Genomic DNA, 17,473 nt, shown 5'->3' with positions numbered 1-17,473 from the left:
TTGCTTTGCGCCATAAGAGCTAAACACAATTATCACTAACGTTCGTGGAATCTTTTCTACTGTAAAATGATGACGAAAATTTAAAGTCACTTCTTATGGTACAAATTTGTTAATAAAAGCATCAAAGTTTATGGAAAGAGCCTAGGACAAAGATGTGATATTGTGTTTATACCTTGATTATAGAGCAAGTCACTCATATTTATTGAAAGTACAAGATCAGGTGGAGAAACTAGCCACCTGATTTATGCTGTTTAACGTAGTCTATAAGAAATGTTGAGAATGGGATAGACCTTTATTATTATCTTCTATTACTTTAAAGCTTAGCTATATAGATAATGATCATGCAAGTATGGTTCGGAGTATTTATTTACTTACATGTAAGAAACGATTATAATTAAAATTTGTGAGCTTTAACATATCCAATTAAAAAAGAGAGATACAAATAAAAACCTAGTAAGATTTTTTGTACTAGAGTTAAATCATACAATCTAGCAAAAGTTACAATGGATATATTATTAAGATCGATAAGATCGTAATTGAAGGGGAAAATGAAGCTTTATGATAGAATTTTTTCAAGAAATATTTAATAGCTATGCATCATTTTTTTCACTAGAAGCAATTAAACAAGTCGTATCAGACCCTACTAATTGGACTATTATCGGTAGTTTAATTATTTTAGAAGGTATTTTATCGGCTGATAATGCGTTAGTTTTAGCGGTTATGGTTAAACACCTTCCTGAAAAACAAAAGAAGAAAGCTTTATTCTATGGTATTCTTGGTGCATATGTGTTCCGCTTCCTTGCGATTGGCTTAGGTGTCATTTTAATTAAAATTACGTGGGTAAAAATTCTCGGTGGAGCATATTTGCTTTGGCTTGCGATTTCTCACTTTATTAAGAAGCATAACGAAAAAAAAGTGAAAAACAAGAAAATGGGCTTTTGGAGAACAGTGCTTGCTGTGGAGCTCATGGACATCGCTTTTAGTATTGATAGTGTTATAGCTGCTTTTGGTGTCTCGAGTGAGATTTGGGTTATTTTTATCGGTGGTATGTTAGGCGTATTAATGATGCGTGGTATTGCTCAAGTATTTTTAGCGCTTATAGAGCGTATACCTGAGCTTGAAACAGCTGCATTTGTATTAATTGCCATTATCGGTCTAAAAATGCTCGCTGCTGCCACTTTAGGCATCCATGTCGAGGAAGGACTGTTTTTTGGAATTTTATTAGCGGTATTCGGTGTTACCTTCATTATTCATTATGTTAGAAGAAGTGGTAAACAGGCTGACGTAAGAAGTAATACTGAAGGAACTGAACTAGGGGAATAATAAGCAAAAATATTTGATTGCTTAACGGTGAGCATTGCGGTTTAGCGGAAGTGATTAGATATAATAGAAGGATAGAAGAAGCACATTATTTGCTGCTTTTTCTATCCTTTTTTCTTTCTGCTCTTTACTAAAATTCCTTCTCGCTCGTTTGCGCATTGACCAAATTTATTATTTCTGTGCCTACTAACCCCTCCGTATCAATATTTAATTCTCTTGCTCTCTTTAAAGCATTGTCCAACTCAAACAACCCAAGGTGGAAAGAATTGTTCTAAAATTTGTGAATGCATCCTTTTTACTTTTGTATATCCCAAGGCGTCTTGCTGGTCATTTTTATTTTGACCTGAGCATACATGAGGAATTTTTATATTGTCATCTTGAAGTACTTCACCTTTAATTTTTTTATCTTGTTTTATCAGTCAAATCTATTAAAAGGGCTCTAGTACGTCGTGTATCATCAATCATTCACTAAGATATTTGACTAGCATAATAGTTTGTCATTCTTATGTTTATTATAAAATTATATTTCATAACTAAAATTCATAATTATCTAAAAATTACTTGTCAGTATTTTATTAAATAAATTATACTATTATAAAAAGATGGATTTGAAAGGAATGAAAAAGGTGCTAACTCATTTTGAACATCAAGGAGTAAAAATAGTCCAATCCACTGTATCTTTTATGAACGTCAAGCTAAAAAGCTATTTATACTTTGTTGATGGACTGTTAATTGATACTGGTCCTAGCAGCATTGAGAATGTACTAAAATCACATATAAAAACGATACCTTTTACACAAGTTGTTCATACTCATCATCATGAAGATCATACAGGGTTATCGAAATGGATACAAGATCATTATGATGTGCCGATGTATGTTCACGAATCAGGTATAGATGACTGCACGCACGTAAAACCTATACCGTTGTATAGAAGGTTGTTTTGGGGGAATAGGAAGCCTTTTACACCTCAAGCAATCCCTCCAATAATTGAAACAGAGAAATATAAATTTGAAGTCATTCATACCCCAGGCCATGCTCACGATCATGTTGTCTTATTTAACAAGGATACTGGTTGGTTATTTAGTGGCGATCTTTACTTAATGTCACGACCAAAATCCATGTTTGCGTTTGAATCTGTTCCTGTATTAATCGAATCTATGAAAAAAATATTAACGTACGATTTTACAACAATGTTTTGCTCACATGCAGGTATGCTTGAGGATGGTAGAAATAAAATTGCAATAAAGTTAGCCTATTTGGAAGATATTCAACATAAAGTACTTACACTTCACGCAAAAGGGTTATCTCCAAAAGAAATTCAAAAACAGCTTTTTCCGAAAAGAACTCCTCTTAATTATTTTTCCTTATTTGAAAATTCATCATCGCATATCGTACAGTCAATTCTTAATGAAGAGAAGTTGTTAGGCTAATTCTCTGAATTGGCGAAAAAATATAGATTATGTACTTTAATTGATTGGTTATTTTGTAAATTATGATTTTAATATTTATGTCAATAATCGATTATATGTTCATCATCATTTTACAGAAGAAAAGATGTCACGATTTTCTAATTTGAAAACAGCCGATGTGTTTGCTAAAACAGTAACATCGGCTGCTTTGTTGTGGTTTTTATTAAGTTATTCCCACTTAAACGTGAAGCTTGCCACGATAAATGCACCTATTAGCCAACCGATCAAGATGATCGCTTCTAGCCACATAGTTGTAAGTGACGCACCTACATTCATAATTTCACGTAAAGCTGTGCTCAGATGTGAAATAGGAAGCAATTTAACAACAGGCTGTAAAAAGTCAGGCATATTGTTAATTGGGAAAAATACGCCTCCTAAAAATAGCATAGGGAATGATAGAAAGCCTGCAATCGGAGCTGCACTTTCTGGTGTTTTGGCAATTCCGGCAATAATAAAGCCAATAGCCATAAATGCTAACGTCCCTAAAATGACAAATAAGGTGAGGTTAAGCCATGAGCCACTTACTTGAACATCAAAAACGATATTTCCAATGAGCAAAACAATCATTGCTTGTAAGCCATTAAGTAATAACCTTGCAGTTATTTGTGCAGCAATAAAAGTAGAAGCCTTAAGTGTTGTGCCTTGCATTCTACGTAAAATGCCTCGCTCTCTCCACGCTGAAATTTGTCCTGCAACACCGTTCATGTTGTTACTCATAATCATCATTGCTACGATTCCTGGTACAAGAAAATCAATATATTGTAGATCTAAGGCTTCAACACCTTGTGATTCTGTCACTACGACAGGATGATAGTCAACCATTTGCTTACTAATTCCATCAACTACACTATCAACAAGTGTTAAGCCAATTTGAGAAACTGCAAAATTTGTTTCATTATAATATACTGGGATCTGAAATACAGGTTCATCTTCATTTACTTCGGTCATACTTTCAGAAAAACCTTCAGGAATAATGACTACAAGCTGAAAATCACCTTTTTTTAATAAATCTAAAGCGTCTTCTTCGGTGATGTCTTGCTCTAATTGAATCGTTTCATTGTTTTCAAAAACCGCAATAAATTCGCGACTCTGCTCCGATTTCTCTTCATCTATAATAGCTAATGAAAGAGAGATGCTATTGCCTGATCCGAGGAATGAGCCAAGCATCAGCATGAGAAATACAGGGAAAAATAATGTCCAAAATAATACTTGCCGATTACGTGCAAATATGCGAAGTTGAGCTAAAGTTAATTGCCAATACGCTTTCATTCCTCTCTCAAACTCCTTCCTGTCATATGTATAAACACATCTTCTAATGTGGCGGTTCTCGTTTGTAAGTCTATTAATTCAAGATGCTCATTTGAAGCTGTTTCGATGAGGCTAGTTAACGTGTTTTGTAAATGGTCTGTATATAGGACATATACATTTTCTCGTTGACCAACTTGTTTGACGCCATCTATGTTTGAGAAATCTGTGCCATTTCCACCTTGTAGTCGAAATTCAACGGCACTATCTGATTGAAGATTCTTTACTAAGTTTGGAGGAGTATCTAATGCGATTAAATGACCTCGATCCATGATAGCAATGCGATCACATAAGATATGAGCTTCATCCATATAATGGGTAGACAGCATAATGGATTTACCTCTTTCTTTTAATTTAAGAATAATGTCCCATAAGGTTCTTCTTGCTTGTGGATCTAATCCTGTTGTGGGCTCATCAAGGAATAAAATTTGCGGATCATGAATTAATGCTAGCGCGATTGCTAGACGTTGCTTTTGTCCACCAGACAGAGCTTTAACTCGATCATTTTTCTTTTCAGTCAAAATCATCTCGTCTATTAATGCTGGGATTGAGACGTTAGTAGAGTAAAAACTTGCATATAGCTCTAAAATCTCCTCAACTTTAAGTAACTCAAATAATGAAGTAGATTGTAGTTGAACACCGATAACATTTTTAACCTTTTTCATTTCTTTTTTTATATCAAAACTTGCAATTGTTGCAGTGCCATCATCTGGTTTACGTAGGCCAACTAACATCTCCATCGTTGTTGTTTTACCTGCACCATTCGGCCCTAATAAGCCGAATACTTCACCTTTATAAACATTGAACTCCACGCCGTTGACAGCGGTGAAATCCCCATACCTTTTCACAAGTTTTTGAACTTCAATAATTGGTGCTTGTTCCATGTATGTGCCCTCCTCGCTAGTACTAGTGAAACTCCCATAAATATTATTGTAGCATTTTCCTAATATGGATACGATTGTTTTGTTTTTCACACTATAAAAGCATGCGTTGACTAGTTTATTTTTACAATAATCTTCTAATCTATTAAGATCAGATGTATAATTCATTTAAAACTAGTGAGGAAAAAATAATATGGAAGAAAGAATCAGCGATGCCGATGAATTTGGGCACGTAAATGAGGTAAAGAAGCTTAAACGTATACTATCTGTAAATGATAGAAATCGGATTATTAAAAGTATAAGGAAAGAAGCTAGACCAGATACGTATTATTACGTCATGGTTGTTTTGTCATGTTCAGTAGCAACATACGGTTTATTATCAAATAGTACCGCGGTAATTATAGGTGCCATGTTAATAGCGCCACTGATGAACCCGATTCTAGGTAGTGCACTTGCATTGATTAACGGGAATAACAAACTATTGCGGGTGACGATGAAAGCAGAGTTTATCGGGGCGTCAATTGCTATCATCTTGTCAGCACTATTAACTTTACTACTACCAGTTTCAGATTTAACACCAGAAATTCTTGCTAGAACAGAGCCTACATTAATTGATTTAATTATTGCTTTAGCTTCCGGGGCCGCAGGGACATATGCGATATGTTATAGATCAGGTGCTACATTACCTGGGGTGGCGATAGCTACCGCGCTAATGCCCCCATTATGTGTAGTTGGAATTACGATTGCCAAGCAAGAATTTCAATACGCTGCAGGTGCATTACTATTATTTCTTGCAAATATGGTAGCAATTATCGTGATAGGGATTATTATTTTTAAAATTGCTGGATTTACCAATCCGACGCTATCAAATTATTTAAACATATCCGTTAACGAAGAACGCAAAACATTGTTTAGTAAACTAGTAACGAACAATATCATTTATCCATTTACATTGCTCGTTTTAATTTGTATTCCATTGATCATATTTATGGCGAATTCTATAGAGGCGGATAGGACAGAGAAAACAATTAGGAACGCACTTGAAGAAGGGTTAACTGTTCTCTCACCTGAATCAAAAATTGTGTCCGTTGAATTTAGCAAAGAGGAAAATGAATATACAATTAATACAGAACTAAATACTGAGAGAGTCATCTATCCAGAGGATATTCGCAAGCTTGAGAATAGTTTGGAATATAAGTTAGCTTCACCTGTAAAGTTGGAAGCAGATGTGACACTCGTTCAAAAAGTAAGTAACGAGAGTTCCACTAATGCTTTTCAGTCGTTATTCCCGGAACCTGAAGAAAAAATTGTTGAAGTCATCGAAACAGGTACACCTGAAGAAGTTATCGAACAAGTAGTATCAGAAAAACTGCTATTATTCGAAGATACCGCACTTGAAGATTTTATGTTTCAGTATCAGCGTGGGACAGGGGCTTATTTAGTTGAACTTACTATTGACGGGGGTTCCATATTAGATGATCAATTTAAGAAAACGATTGAAAGTGTCTTAGAAAGTAAGCTCAAACGAAAGGTCATGGTCGTTTTGCGGTATAACGAGCCGGTAATTGATGAAGAGCAAGAAGTGGAGGAGAGTGTAAAAGAGGATCCAGAAGTGAAGGAAGAAGAAACTGAAGAGTCTGTTTCAGAAGATCAAACAAATGATGCATCGTAATCTTCTATATAAATCTTATGAACGCTTTTTTCGGGCATAATGGTTTTGCTCTTATCGGTCAATTTCATAGTTTTATGGGTCAAATTTGCATGTTTATCTTTCAACAAAATTCAACAAATGGACTTACAGTTATTGGTAAGTTCATTTGTTGAACTACTATGTAATTCACCGTTTAGTGATACTAGTCAACACCCATTCTTCTTTTGTTTACAATGATGCTATACGATTTTTATAAACACGCCTTCACGAAACTTGCGAGCTGCGTGGTCATTAAGCTGTGCTACCCATGTGGAGAGTTCCGATGCTTTGTTAATAGAATCGTTTATAACAACTGCTGGATCAATGAGTCTTGCTTTATGTTTTCCATGAATATCGTAACTGGTATCATTTAGCTCTAGCTTCACATTGCTATTGATTTGTTGCAAGATTGCCAGTACTTCAGCATTATTACTGTTGGTTAGTTTACTCAATAGGGTGTAATCATTGTCTAACAAATCATCTGGTGTTATTAATTTATGTTGTAAGGAGATTTTTATAGCTTTGCTTAAAAGGTTGTTGCTATAAACATTTTCTGGACTCATGAAAAAATCAATGACCTCTTTATAGTATGTTTCAGTAAACCATTCGGCACTTTGAAGTGATTTTACACAGATTTTCTCTTCTTTTACAATTAGTGAATTCAAAAATTTGTTTATTTCATCCTTTGAAATATCAAAATAACTATGCATATCTCGAAGTGTATAATCAATTCTATCGGCACATAGATCTGGTAAAGGCTGTTCTAAAATTGACCATTGTTCCATGGGGAAGAGTATCTCTTTATAGTAATGCCCATAGTTTGAGAGGATGGTAGGGATATCAGACTGCTCAATAATCTTGTCAAATATTTGCTCATGAAAATCTTCATTCGCATTTTCGAATACGTAATCGACAACATGAGAAAAAGCTGTGTGTGATACATCGTGTAATAGTCCGGCAATTTGTTCTTCGAGACAGCCACCAAGTCTTCTTATTAGCAACATCACACCAATAGAATGATCGTAGCGGGTTATGTTCCATTTCTCATTCATTAAATAACATGCTCCACCTTGATGAACCTTCTTAAGTCTTTGAACAGGAGGAGATAGAATGAGCTCTTTTAATACACCTTCAATTTCGAAGTTTCCATAAATTCTATCATGAATAATCATTAATTGAGATCTCCTTTATGTAATAAGGAGTATTATATCATGATAATTAGAAGGAGCATCCTTTACAGGTGCTCCTCACTTAGTTAAAACTTGTTATAAAGAGTTATATCTTCTACAGGAAAACGATTTGTTGCATGGGCATCTTTCGCTTTTTTTCCTATCGTTAGTAACATGACTGGTACGTACCGTGAAGGAATGTTAAATGTTTTGATGAACTGTGCGCTATCGTAGCCCGCCATAGAGCAAGTGTCATAACCTCGTGCTTTTGCTATGAGCATGAGTTGCATAGCAGCAAGTGAAGGGTTAAGTATGGCAGAATGAAGAGCCGCTTCTGGAGATTGGTATGCTCCATTTATTTGTCCAATTAATGTGGACTTTGCTTCTTCTGTCATAAATCCAGCTGCAACTGCTTCACTGTAAACTCGTTCAGCATTTTTATTTGCTTCAAGGTCACCCAAAATGGCAATGACTGCTGACGCATCAACGACTTGTTGCTGATTGAAGGCAATCGGCAATAAGGTGTTTTGTATGTCTGGATCATCAATAACTAAAAATTTCCAATGCTGAAGATTCCATGCGGAAGGAGCTTTTGCTGCTTCCTGAATCATGTCGTTAAGCTCATTTTTATCAATTTTTACTGAAGGGTCATAAATCCGGATAGAGTGTCTGTCATTAATTACAGTTGATAAATCAACATTGGTTGTAGTCATATTTCTCCTCCTTGAGTATGTTTGTTACATTAACTATTAACTTGCTCGTTCGAATGGTTTCATAGCCTTTTTCCTTTTTTCATCTTTCTCCTCAGGCGTTAAATCCCAGTTGAAATCATAAACAGCTCCTTCCCAATCGCCATACATTGGATTAGGAAATACTATGAATTTAGAACCAAAATCAGCCTTTAAATCATCTACCGACGAGTTACGCTCTGGAACAGTCTTTTTATCAAAAACGTCAGCAAAATCTGCTAAATTATCTCCGAAGAGAAGAATGATTTCATGATCCGCCAGAACTTGATCCCTTCTTGCTTTTTTACTGGATTCTTCTGTTTTCAACAAAATACGGTCTTCAGTACTTTGAGGAATTCCATGTAACTCCATATTTTTAATCGTAGCTTCTTTTTGTTCTTCTTTACGGTTTGAAATGTAGTAAATATCAACACCTTTTTCGTCAGCATATTGTAGAAATTCAAGTGCACCAGGTAATAGCTCTGCACTAGCCGAGTTAATCCAATCGTCCCATCCTTCAGGATATTCAACGCCATTTACAGCTGCATAAGCTTGGTACGGGTCATTGTCTAGAACAGTTTCATCAAGGTCTAAAACGATTGCTCTCTTCTTTTCAATATTCTCTGTCAAATTTTGATCAAGCATCATTTTGCCAATATTATATCCTTGATAATATAAAGCATTTCGTTCTCCAGACGTTTGATGCCATAGAGTAGACATAATATTTTCAGCAGGGATATTGACCGTTGAAGCTTGCGGTGCTTCTTCATTTGTTTCATTTTGTTCTTGAGTTGTTTCTTCTCCAGCTGCATTTTCACCGGTCTCTTCATTAGTATTAGGTGTGCCGCAGCCTGTAATAACTGTGAAGCATAATGCACTAATGAACCCGATACGAATCAAATACATTTTTGAACACATTGTTTCAACCTCCTTTATATTGTTAGTACGTTGATCCTCTATATTTTTTACTGAAAGAGTAAAATTATGAATATGATAATAGGTAGATTGTTATCAGAAATTTCTGTTAAAATAGTGGGATATAGTAGGGTTAATTTGATAAGGAAGTAGGCGGTTTACATGAATTATCAATATTATAAGGACACTTTACAACATATACAAAAACCATTTGCTTATATTGATTTGGATTTACTTGATGATAATATCACACAAATTTTAAAGGCCAGTAACGAAAAAAAAATACGCTTAGGCAGTAAATCAATAAGAAGTGTACCGATAATGAAACGAATTCTTGAAAATAATGAACAGTTTCAAGGCATAATGTGCTTTACTGCTAATGAGGCAATTTTCTTAGCTAATCATGGTTTTAATGATGTGTTAATTGCTTACCCTGTTGTAGATGAGACATATTTAACAGCAATTGCAAAACAGATTAAGCAAGGCTCTTTAATCACGTTAATGGTTGATTCTGTAGAACATGTTAAGCTAATTGATCAAATTGGTGCAAATGATAACGTGGTGATCCCCATTTGTATTGATGTAGATATGTCCGTGGATTTTCCACGCTTTCGATTCGGCGTATATCGCTCACCTTTGCAATCTGCTAAACATGTTGATGACATTGCACACGTAATAAAACAGTGCCAATTTGTTAAACTAGACGGCATCATGGGCTACGAAGCGCAGATTGCTGGTGTAGGTGATGCTGTAGCAGGAAAATCAGCAAAAAACTTTATCGTAAGAAAGCTAAAAAGTCATTCGATTCAAGCGATTAGTGAAAGAAGAACAGAGGTTGTTAAAAGCGTTGAAGCTCTTGGTTTTTCATTGAGGTTCGTTAACGGAGGAGGTACAGGGAGCCTGTCATCAACTTGTAAAGAGCACGTTGTTACAGAAGTAACAGTAGGTTCCGGATTTTTTTCGCCGAGCTTGTTTGATTATTATCAAGATTTCCAATATAAACCTGCTGCAGGATATGCGTTAGAGATTGTTAGAACACCAAAAGATCGGTATTATACATGTCTTGGTGGTGGGTATATAGCTTCAGGTGCAGTTGGAGATGATAAAATACCTAAGCCTTATTTGCCATTTGGTGCTCGCTTGCATACCTTGGAAGGGGCGGGAGAAGTTCAAACGCCAGTTTTCTATGAGGGCTCAGAATCTTTATCCTTAGGTGATCCGATATTTTTCCGCCATGCCAAAAGTGGTGAACTATGTGAGAGATTTTCATGTTTGTATGGTGTTTCACAAGGTGAAATCGTGGGAGAATATGCAACCTATCGAGGTGAGGGGCAATGCTTTTTGTAGGCTACGGCCTGTACAGAAAATGAGCCAATCACTAAAGTTTATTGATTATTACATATCTTATTAAACAGTTGTAGCATCAATTCTTTAAATTAGGTGGAGAAAATTCTCCACCTAGTTTTTTGAGGTTTAAGTTAAAGTGTATACTAAAAAAGTTATTATTAGTCCGTATGGTAACCATTTATATATGATCTTTTTTATCACTCATTTAAGTGCTTAATAGCTATTAACGATGTCGAATTGCTAACACTTTTTGTAAGGCGTTTGAACATAAGGAGCCAAATGATGCTTACAACGATACAAATAAGTCCAAAGCTCGTACCAATGATATTTGTGGGAATAAATTCTAGTAAAATACCCGCAAAAAACATGGAAAATTGTATTAATGCTCCAAATAACGAGTAATGAAGAGAAAATACTTTGCCGATTTTATCATTAGGAGTATTCATTTGTATGAGTGTTGTATCTAATGGAATGATTACGCCTCCAGCAATTCTCATAAATAGTAAAGCCGATTTTATCATTAGGAGTATTCATTTGTATGAGTGTTGTATCTAATGGAATGATTACGCCTCCAGCAATTCTCATAAATAGTAAAGCCGATTTTATCATTAGGAGTATTCATTTGTATGAGTGTTGTATCTAATGGAATGATTACGCCTCCAGCAATTCTCATAAATAGTAAAAAGGTAATACCTATGATAAAAACTGAAGAGCTTGCAAACAAGGTGAAAAATATCCCTTGAAATAAATATGCTATTCCAAAGTAAAAAACCATTTTTTCTTTACGATTGCCAACAAATCTACTCACGATCCATCCGCCAATAATCGTCCCTATCCCTTGTGTAGCATATAAGATACCTATTCCCATATCGCCCGCATGATAGACAGTCTCCCCATAAACTGTTAATAATATTTGATAAACACCGCCAATAAGTCCCCACGAAATACCTACAAGTATAACACCTAATATAATTGGCGTCTGATAGATAAATCGATAGCCATCTTTTAAATCTTCTATAAAATTTAGTTCTTTCTCCTTAACATAATGTTTCGGAATAGTTGTTGCTTGAATAAAATAAGCAGAAATGAGAAAAGAAGCACTATTGATGAAAAAGGCTATATGGCTACTGAACATTCCAGACACTAAACCACCTAAAGAGGCACCTATGATAGAAATAATTCCACCAACCGTGCTAGATAAAGAATTAGCCAAGTAAAGGTCCTCCTCACCTACTACATCTTTGATGACTCCTTGTCGTGCAGAACTAAAAAACACACTAGTAACCGCAGTGAAGAAGTTTACGATAAACACAATCCAAATAAACTGTTCAGTAAATAATAAACCTAATATGAGCAGCGCTCTTAATATATCTGCTGTCACCATGATTTTTTTTCTATCAATCTTATCAACGAGAACGCCTGCAAATGGACTAATTAGTAATTGTGGTATGCCTTTACTTAAAAATGTTAGCGAAACATAAAGTGGGGATTGAGTAATTCCATATACGAGTCCGAGCAGTGCAATCATATTAAACCAATCGCCTAATACACTCGCACTTTGTCCAAGTAAAAGATTTTTAAAGTTACGGTTTTGTTGTATGAGTTGTTTATAGCTTCCTTTAGATTGTTGATCCATAGTTTTTCCACCGTTTTTCATGTTTAAAGGATAGGCACATCCCTTGATATAGGTAACAATTGGTTGTTCATTAAGTTAGTAAGAATAGCAAAGGGGCAAACTTCCTTCGTTACATGTACGATGATTAATAGGCTCATATAAAAAATTTTAATGGAAAAAGTAAGCAGTATCGTCGGGGAAAAGACTTAAGTAAGCTGCCACTTTAGTATGAAATAGGAATTAGACACATGAATTTCAAACAAATACATATATTGACTTCTTAAATAATATTGTGTATATTGTATATAGATAGTATATACAATATACACAATGGGTGATGCCGATGGATATTATTATTTCTAGCTCAGCAGATGAACCAATCTATGAGCAAATAACTAATCAAATTAAACAGCAAATTTTACGAGGGGATTTAAAGGAAGGTGACCCACTCCCATCAATGAGGAAGCTTGCAAAGGATTTGCAAATTAGTATTATTACGACGAAAAGGGCGTATGAAGAGCTGGAAAAGGAAGGGTTTATTACGTCTCAAGTTGGGAAAGGATCATTTGTTTCTGGTCAAAATGTAAGTGTATTACGTGATCAACAATTACAATTGATTGAAAACAAGCTTGAAGTCGTCGTTGATGAAAGCAAAGTAATGGGAATTGAATTAAGTGTACTACTAGAACTCGTAACGATGCTTTACAAGGAGGAGAATAAATGATGGAACAAGTAATTACAGTGAATAACGTAAATAAATTGTACAAAGGTTTTCAGTTAGACGATGTTTCCTTTTCAATTAACAAAGGGTTCATTACAGGTTTTATCGGTCCGAATGGCTCTGGGAAAACAACAATGATCAAATTACTTATGAATTTAATAAAATACGATACTGGTGATATTCAAGTTTTTGGAATGGATCACATAAAGCATAGTCAGGAAATTAAAGAACGCATAGGATTTGTATATGCTGAAAATCACTATTATGAACATTTGACAATAGCTGATATAAAAAGAGCAATTGCTCCTTTCTACAAAAACTGGGATGAAGAAGCTTTTCAACGAAATATTAATCATTTTCGACTACCGCTAAAGAAAAAGCTAAAACAATTTTCAACTGGGATGAAAATGAAATTATCAATTGCAGTTGCGCTTTCCCATCATGCTGATCTTATTATTATGGATGAACCAACTTCAGGGCTTGACCCTGTTGTGAGAAGAGAGATTTTGCAGCTACTTACAGAAATTATGCAAGATGAAGATAAAACCATCTTCTTTTCTACTCATATTACAACTGACCTTGAACAGATTGCTGACTATATCACATTTATTAATAATGGGAAAATTATCTTTAATAAGGAGAAGGACGAAGTATTTGAGGACTATCAAATTGTAAAAGGTTCAAACAAGTACTTAACTGAAAATATTAGACAGCTAGCAATTGGTATAAAAGAAACTGATGTTGGCTTCGAAGCGTTAACAAACGACAAGAAATCAATGAATGCATTACTCGGTCCTAATGTGATGTTCGAGAGAGCTACACTTGATGATATTATGTTTTATACGAATAGGAGTGTTCAATATGTTTAATTTAATTAGAAACGAATTTCACGTACATAAAGTACATTTAATCGTCAACTTAATGTTAATTTTTTTCTTATATTTCGTTGCTAGAGACAATTTTCCGTTATTATTCATAGGACTAATTTTGACGCTATTATTTACACGGAATATGTATTTTTATGATATTCGAAACAATAGTGAAGTATTGATGAATAGTTTGCCTGTGTCTAGGAAGCAAATTGTCACATCAAAATACGTTACAGTAACTCTCTTTGCACTCATTTGTTTTTCCTTCTCAATGGTTTTGAATATGTTTTTTAATATGTATGGTAAGTTAACTCTTTTTGAGTTTGTAACTACATTAACAATATTAGCGATTTTTATGGCATTCTTCTTTCCGAGTTATTACTTATTTGGTCCAGTTTTTATTAGATATGCGATGGTGTTATTGGTCGTGCTCATTTTTGCGGTAGGTCCAATGGTATTAAACCTAGGTGTTAAAAATAATTTTTGGGGGCTTTTACATTTATTTGAGCAATACTCAATACAGTTTGCCATGTCCATGTTGGCTGTGATAGCAGTATTAATAAGTCTTTCTTGGTTATTGTCATATAGAATTTACGAAGCAAAAGAGCTGTAAATAAAATATTTCGAGTATGCAGATAGGTTGAAGGTTTAATCTTCTCCTATCTTTTTTTATGTTGTCATTCATGAGTTTTTTAACTTTGAAAAGGCTGTTTTCGCATCGATTGTTGCTTTTCGTAATATGAACTACATACGAATATATATAATGCTAGTGGCATTTTTTCTTCTCTAAAGACTATAAAGTTCATATCAGTAAATGAGCCTCTAAAAACTAACATTTTCGTTCTGTATACATTCAATTGATTTTACTTAGTAGCACATAAACTCCACCAGATAAGTTTTTCGTTAATGTTGCGCATAGGTATGAGTATAAGTAATAAAAAGGATTATGTTCTTTTTATTAGAATATTATGAATATTAATAAAAGTATAAAGGGGGGGAGTTTATTGGAGGCACCAACAGAAAAAAGTAAGCGACTTCTTTTTAAAACGAAACGTCGTCGGGTAGTATTCTACAGTATATTTACGATTATTATAGTTTGCGCTCTGTTACTTACAGCTGGATATATTTACGTTCTACAAAGTAAACCAAAAACAAAAGGTGAAATCATCATTAGTGGATTACAACAAGAAGTTTCCGTATACCGTGATGAAATGGGTATTCCTCATATTGAAGCAAATAATTTACAAGATTTGTTTTTTGCTCAAGGGTACGTGACCGCACAAGAGCGTTTGTTTCAAATGGATTTAATTCGGCGTCAAGCATCAGGTCAATTAAGTGAAGTCATTGGTGAAAGTGCAGTGGATACGGACAAATTTTTCCGCACAATTGGCTTACATCGTGTTGCAAATGAGACGTGGGATATTTTATCAGAAGAGACACAAGAAATATTAACTGCTTATACCAATGGGGTAAATGCATTCATCGATACAGTTAATGAAGAGGGGGGGCTTGCTGTTGAATTTCGGTTAATGGGTTATAAACCGGACAAGTGGACAGTTTACGATTCAATTCTTGTAGGTAAGTATATGGCGTATGACTTAGGAGGACATTGGGAGGGGCAAGCTTTCCGCTATTACTTAGCTCAAAATTTTTCTGACGAACAAACATTGGATCTGTTTCCGACATACCCTGAAGACGGGGCAACTATTTTGCAGGCATTACGTGAAAATCCACTTAATGTGAAACAAAGCTTGGCATCTGCTCATATGCCAAATGAGTTAAATGGGAGTAATAATTGGGTTGTAGCAGGGGAGAAAACCGAATCGGGCTATCCGTATATTGCGAATGATCCTCACCTCGGGCTTGCAACTCCTTCTATATGGTTTGAAACACACCTAAAAACATCAAATTTTGAAGTAAGCGGTGTGATTGTACCGGGAGCACCTGGAATCATCCTAGGTAGAAACGAGCATATAGCGTGGGGAATTACGAATGTTGGTCCTGATGTACAAGATTTATATATTGAAAAAAGGAATCCAGAAAATGACTTAGAATTTGAATACAAGGGTGAATGGGAAAAAGCAACAGTCATACAAGAGCCAATTGCTGTTAAAGATGGAGAAGACATTGATTATCAAGTTCTAGAAACCCGTCATGGGCCTATTATTTCTGAGTTTGCGCATGATGAGAAGCCAGAAACAGCACTTGCGCTGAAATGGACGGCACTCGAACCTTCACCAGAGCTTGAAGTAGTATTGAAATTTGGGAGGGCTGAGAACTGGGATGATTTTAAAGACGCACTCACATACTTTTATGCCCCAGCTTCTAATTTTGTTTTTGCGTCAATAGATGGAACGATTGCTTATCGTGCAAATGGGTTAATTCCAATTCGAAAGAATGGGACCAGTCTTGTACCTGTTCCTGGTTGGACAGGTGAGTATGAATGGGAAGGCTTTGTTCCTTGGGAGGAGCTCCCAACGATCGTAAATCCAGAAGAAGGGTTTATTTCGACTGCAAATAATAAAGTAGTTGATGATAGTTACCCTTATCATCTGTCAAATATATGGGCGCAGCCATATCGACAACAACGGATTCGCGATGTGCTATTAAGTAAAGATACATTTTCAATGGAGGATATGAAAAACCTTCAACTTGATAACAAGAACTTATATGCAGAAGAGTTTGTACCAATGTTCTTATCGCTATTAAATAATGTTCAACTAAGATCGATTGATGATGAAGTGTTAAGTAAAATGCGTCAATGGAATTTTATTGATGATAAGGACTTAGCCGAACCGCTCGTTTTTCATTTTTGGATGGAAGAAATCTCAAATGTGTTGTTTGAAGATAAGATCGACGAGGATATGATCAGTTTCTTTAGGGGAAAATCACAAGTTGTTGATGAACTGATTCGAAGGGCAATTGGAGGAAATCCAGGGCCGTGGATTGAAGATGCAGGGGGATTAGACAAAGTTGTTTTGAATGCATTACAGCGAGCTATTGACAAAGCGGCTGAGCTACAAGGGAATAATGTAGATAAGTGGAAATGGGGCAATTTTCACGAAATTATTTTTAGTCACCCTCTTGCCGCAATTAAACCATTAAATTTATTATTTAACTCTTCACCAATACCGGTAAGCGGTAGTAATATTACTGTCAAAGCAGCTAGTTGGAATAGAAAAACAGGAGAAGTTAATCACGGTGCATCATGGCGAGTAATACAAGATTTAGCTGATATGACAACAAGCTATAGTGTTGTTGGACCTGGTCAAAGCGGACACGTATTAAGTAAAAACTACCACGATCAAATGGAAAGCTGGGCTGAAGGAGAGTATCATGTGACAAGCACAGATTCTGATAACTACCAGAAAAATGCGCATTTATTGTTATTGAAACCGAAATAATTAAACTAATATTTAGAAGGTATGCGTCATGGCTAAT

At 35.2% G+C, this 17,473-nt stretch carries 13 protein-coding genes and 1 pseudogene; 8 read left to right on the top strand and 6 right to left on the bottom strand.

The window, feature by feature from the left end:
- Positions 1–558: 558 nt before the first annotated feature.
- Together SLH52_RS12510 and SLH52_RS12505 are read left to right on the top strand one after the other, a co-directional pair.
- Positions 559–1,323, top strand: coding sequence for a TerC family protein (locus SLH52_RS12510; protein ID WP_320209613.1), 765 nt, complete (start codon positions 559–561; stop codon positions 1,321–1,323).
- Between the two features lie 614 nt (positions 1,324–1,937).
- On the top strand, positions 1,938–2,753 hold the full coding sequence (locus tag SLH52_RS12505) for an MBL fold metallo-hydrolase (protein WP_320209612.1): 816 nt from the start codon (positions 1,938–1,940) through the stop codon (positions 2,751–2,753).
- Positions 2,754–2,960: 207 nt separating this feature from the next.
- Here the strand turns inward: SLH52_RS12505 and SLH52_RS12500 are convergent, their stop codons facing one another.
- Positions 2,961–4,061: an ABC transporter permease gene (locus SLH52_RS12500; RefSeq protein WP_320209611.1), complete on the bottom strand. Its 1,101-nt coding sequence runs from the start codon at positions 4,059–4,061 to the stop codon at positions 2,961–2,963.
- Positions 4,058–4,981 (bottom strand): ABC transporter ATP-binding protein, encoded by a 924-nt coding sequence (locus tag SLH52_RS12495; protein ID WP_320209610.1) that lies wholly within the window; start codon positions 4,979–4,981, stop codon positions 4,058–4,060. Before SLH52_RS12495 ends, SLH52_RS12500 begins: the two co-directional genes overlap by 4 nt.
- Positions 4,982–5,171: 190 nt before the next feature.
- Here SLH52_RS12495 and SLH52_RS12490 point away from each other — a divergent pair, with 190 nt between their 5' ends.
- A complete protein-coding gene (locus SLH52_RS12490; protein ID WP_320209609.1) occupies positions 5,172–6,650 on the top strand; it encodes a TIGR00341 family protein in 1,479 nt (492 codons plus the stop codon).
- A 218-nt stretch (positions 6,651–6,868) separates the two neighbouring features.
- On the opposite strand, the gene SLH52_RS12485 is transcribed toward SLH52_RS12490, so the two are convergent.
- The 3 genes from SLH52_RS12485 to SLH52_RS12475 form a co-directional block, all read right to left on the bottom strand.
- Positions 6,869–7,840 (bottom strand): HD domain-containing protein, encoded by a 972-nt coding sequence (locus SLH52_RS12485; protein ID WP_320209608.1) that lies wholly within the window; start codon positions 7,838–7,840, stop codon positions 6,869–6,871.
- Between the two features lie 83 nt (positions 7,841–7,923).
- Complete coding sequence (locus SLH52_RS12480; protein ID WP_320209607.1) at positions 7,924–8,550, bottom strand: nitroreductase family protein; 627 nt, start codon at positions 8,548–8,550, stop codon at positions 7,924–7,926.
- 36 nt (positions 8,551–8,586) lie between these two features.
- Entirely contained in the window at positions 8,587–9,483 is an 897-nt protein-coding gene (locus SLH52_RS12475) for a 5'-nucleotidase, lipoprotein e(P4) family (RefSeq protein WP_320209606.1), read from the bottom strand.
- Between the two features lie 159 nt (positions 9,484–9,642).
- On the opposite strand from SLH52_RS12475, the gene SLH52_RS12470 reads away from it, so the two are divergent.
- Positions 9,643–10,827 (top strand): amino acid deaminase/aldolase, encoded by a 1,185-nt coding sequence (locus SLH52_RS12470; protein WP_320209605.1) that lies wholly within the window; start codon positions 9,643–9,645, stop codon positions 10,825–10,827.
- Positions 10,828–11,024: 197 nt separating this feature from the next.
- Here SLH52_RS12470 and SLH52_RS12460 read toward each other — a convergent pair.
- Positions 11,025–12,463: pseudogene (locus SLH52_RS12460) on the bottom strand (MFS transporter).
- Between the two features lie 322 nt (positions 12,464–12,785).
- On the opposite strand from SLH52_RS12460, the gene SLH52_RS12455 reads away from it, so the two are divergent.
- The 4 genes from SLH52_RS12455 (at position 12,786) to SLH52_RS12440 (ending at position 17,436) form a co-directional block, all read left to right on the top strand.
- The gene (locus SLH52_RS12455; protein ID WP_320209602.1) at positions 12,786–13,166 is read left to right on the top strand and encodes a GntR family transcriptional regulator; all 381 of its coding nucleotides are present in this window, start codon (positions 12,786–12,788) and stop codon (positions 13,164–13,166) included.
- On the top strand, positions 13,166–14,032 hold the full coding sequence (gene pmtA / locus SLH52_RS12450; protein ID WP_320209655.1) for a phenol-soluble modulin export ABC transporter ATP-binding protein PmtA: 867 nt from the start codon (positions 13,166–13,168) through the stop codon (positions 14,030–14,032). Before SLH52_RS12455 ends, pmtA begins: the two co-directional genes overlap by 1 nt.
- The gene (locus SLH52_RS12445; protein WP_320209601.1) at positions 14,025–14,645 is read left to right on the top strand and encodes an ABC-2 transporter permease; all 621 of its coding nucleotides are present in this window, start codon (positions 14,025–14,027) and stop codon (positions 14,643–14,645) included. Before pmtA ends, SLH52_RS12445 begins: the two co-directional genes overlap by 8 nt.
- 355 nt (positions 14,646–15,000) lie before the next feature.
- Positions 15,001–17,436 carry a penicillin acylase family protein gene (locus SLH52_RS12440; RefSeq protein WP_413785521.1) on the top strand — a complete coding sequence of 812 codons (2,436 nt, stop codon included), beginning with the start codon at positions 15,001–15,003 and terminating at the stop codon, positions 17,434–17,436.
- Positions 17,437–17,473 lie beyond the last annotated feature (37 nt).

The organism is Cytobacillus sp. IB215665 (assembly GCF_033963835.1).
Classification (GTDB): Bacteria; Bacillota; Bacilli; order Bacillales; family SM2101; genus Nanhaiella.
The sequence above is the reverse complement of the archived record's forward strand: the minus strand, read 5'-3'. Positions and strand labels throughout refer to the sequence as shown.

Excerpts from the sequence above, each read along its gene's own strand:
- SLH52_RS12505 (WP_320209612.1), top strand. The coding sequence starts at position 1,938 with ATGAAAAAGGTGCTAACTCATTTTGAACATCAAGGAGTAAAAATAGTC.
- SLH52_RS12475 (WP_320209606.1), bottom strand. The coding sequence starts at position 9,483 with ATGTGTTCAAAAATGTATTTGATTCGTATCGGGTTCATTAGTGCATTA.
- SLH52_RS12485 (WP_320209608.1), bottom strand. The coding sequence starts at position 7,840 with ATGATTATTCATGATAGAATTTATGGAAACTTCGAAATTGAAGGTGTA.
- SLH52_RS12495 (WP_320209610.1), bottom strand. The coding sequence starts at position 4,981 with ATGGAACAAGCACCAATTATTGAAGTTCAAAAACTTGTGAAAAGGTAT.
- SLH52_RS12500 (WP_320209611.1), bottom strand. The coding sequence starts at position 4,061 with ATGAAAGCGTATTGGCAATTAACTTTAGCTCAACTTCGCATATTTGCA.
- SLH52_RS12445 (WP_320209601.1), top strand. The coding sequence starts at position 14,025 with ATGTTTAATTTAATTAGAAACGAATTTCACGTACATAAAGTACATTTA.
- SLH52_RS12440 (WP_413785521.1), top strand. The coding sequence starts at position 15,001 with ATGAATATTAATAAAAGTATAAAGGGGGGGAGTTTATTGGAGGCACCA.
- SLH52_RS12470 (WP_320209605.1), top strand. The coding sequence starts at position 9,643 with ATGAATTATCAATATTATAAGGACACTTTACAACATATACAAAAACCA.
- SLH52_RS12455 (WP_320209602.1), top strand. The coding sequence starts at position 12,786 with ATGGATATTATTATTTCTAGCTCAGCAGATGAACCAATCTATGAGCAA.
- pmtA (WP_320209655.1), top strand. The coding sequence starts at position 13,166 with ATGGAACAAGTAATTACAGTGAATAACGTAAATAAATTGTACAAAGGT.
- SLH52_RS12480 (WP_320209607.1), bottom strand. The coding sequence starts at position 8,550 with ATGACTACAACCAATGTTGATTTATCAACTGTAATTAATGACAGACAC.
- SLH52_RS12490 (WP_320209609.1), top strand. The coding sequence starts at position 5,172 with ATGGAAGAAAGAATCAGCGATGCCGATGAATTTGGGCACGTAAATGAG.
- SLH52_RS12510 (WP_320209613.1), top strand. The coding sequence starts at position 559 with ATGATAGAATTTTTTCAAGAAATATTTAATAGCTATGCATCATTTTTT.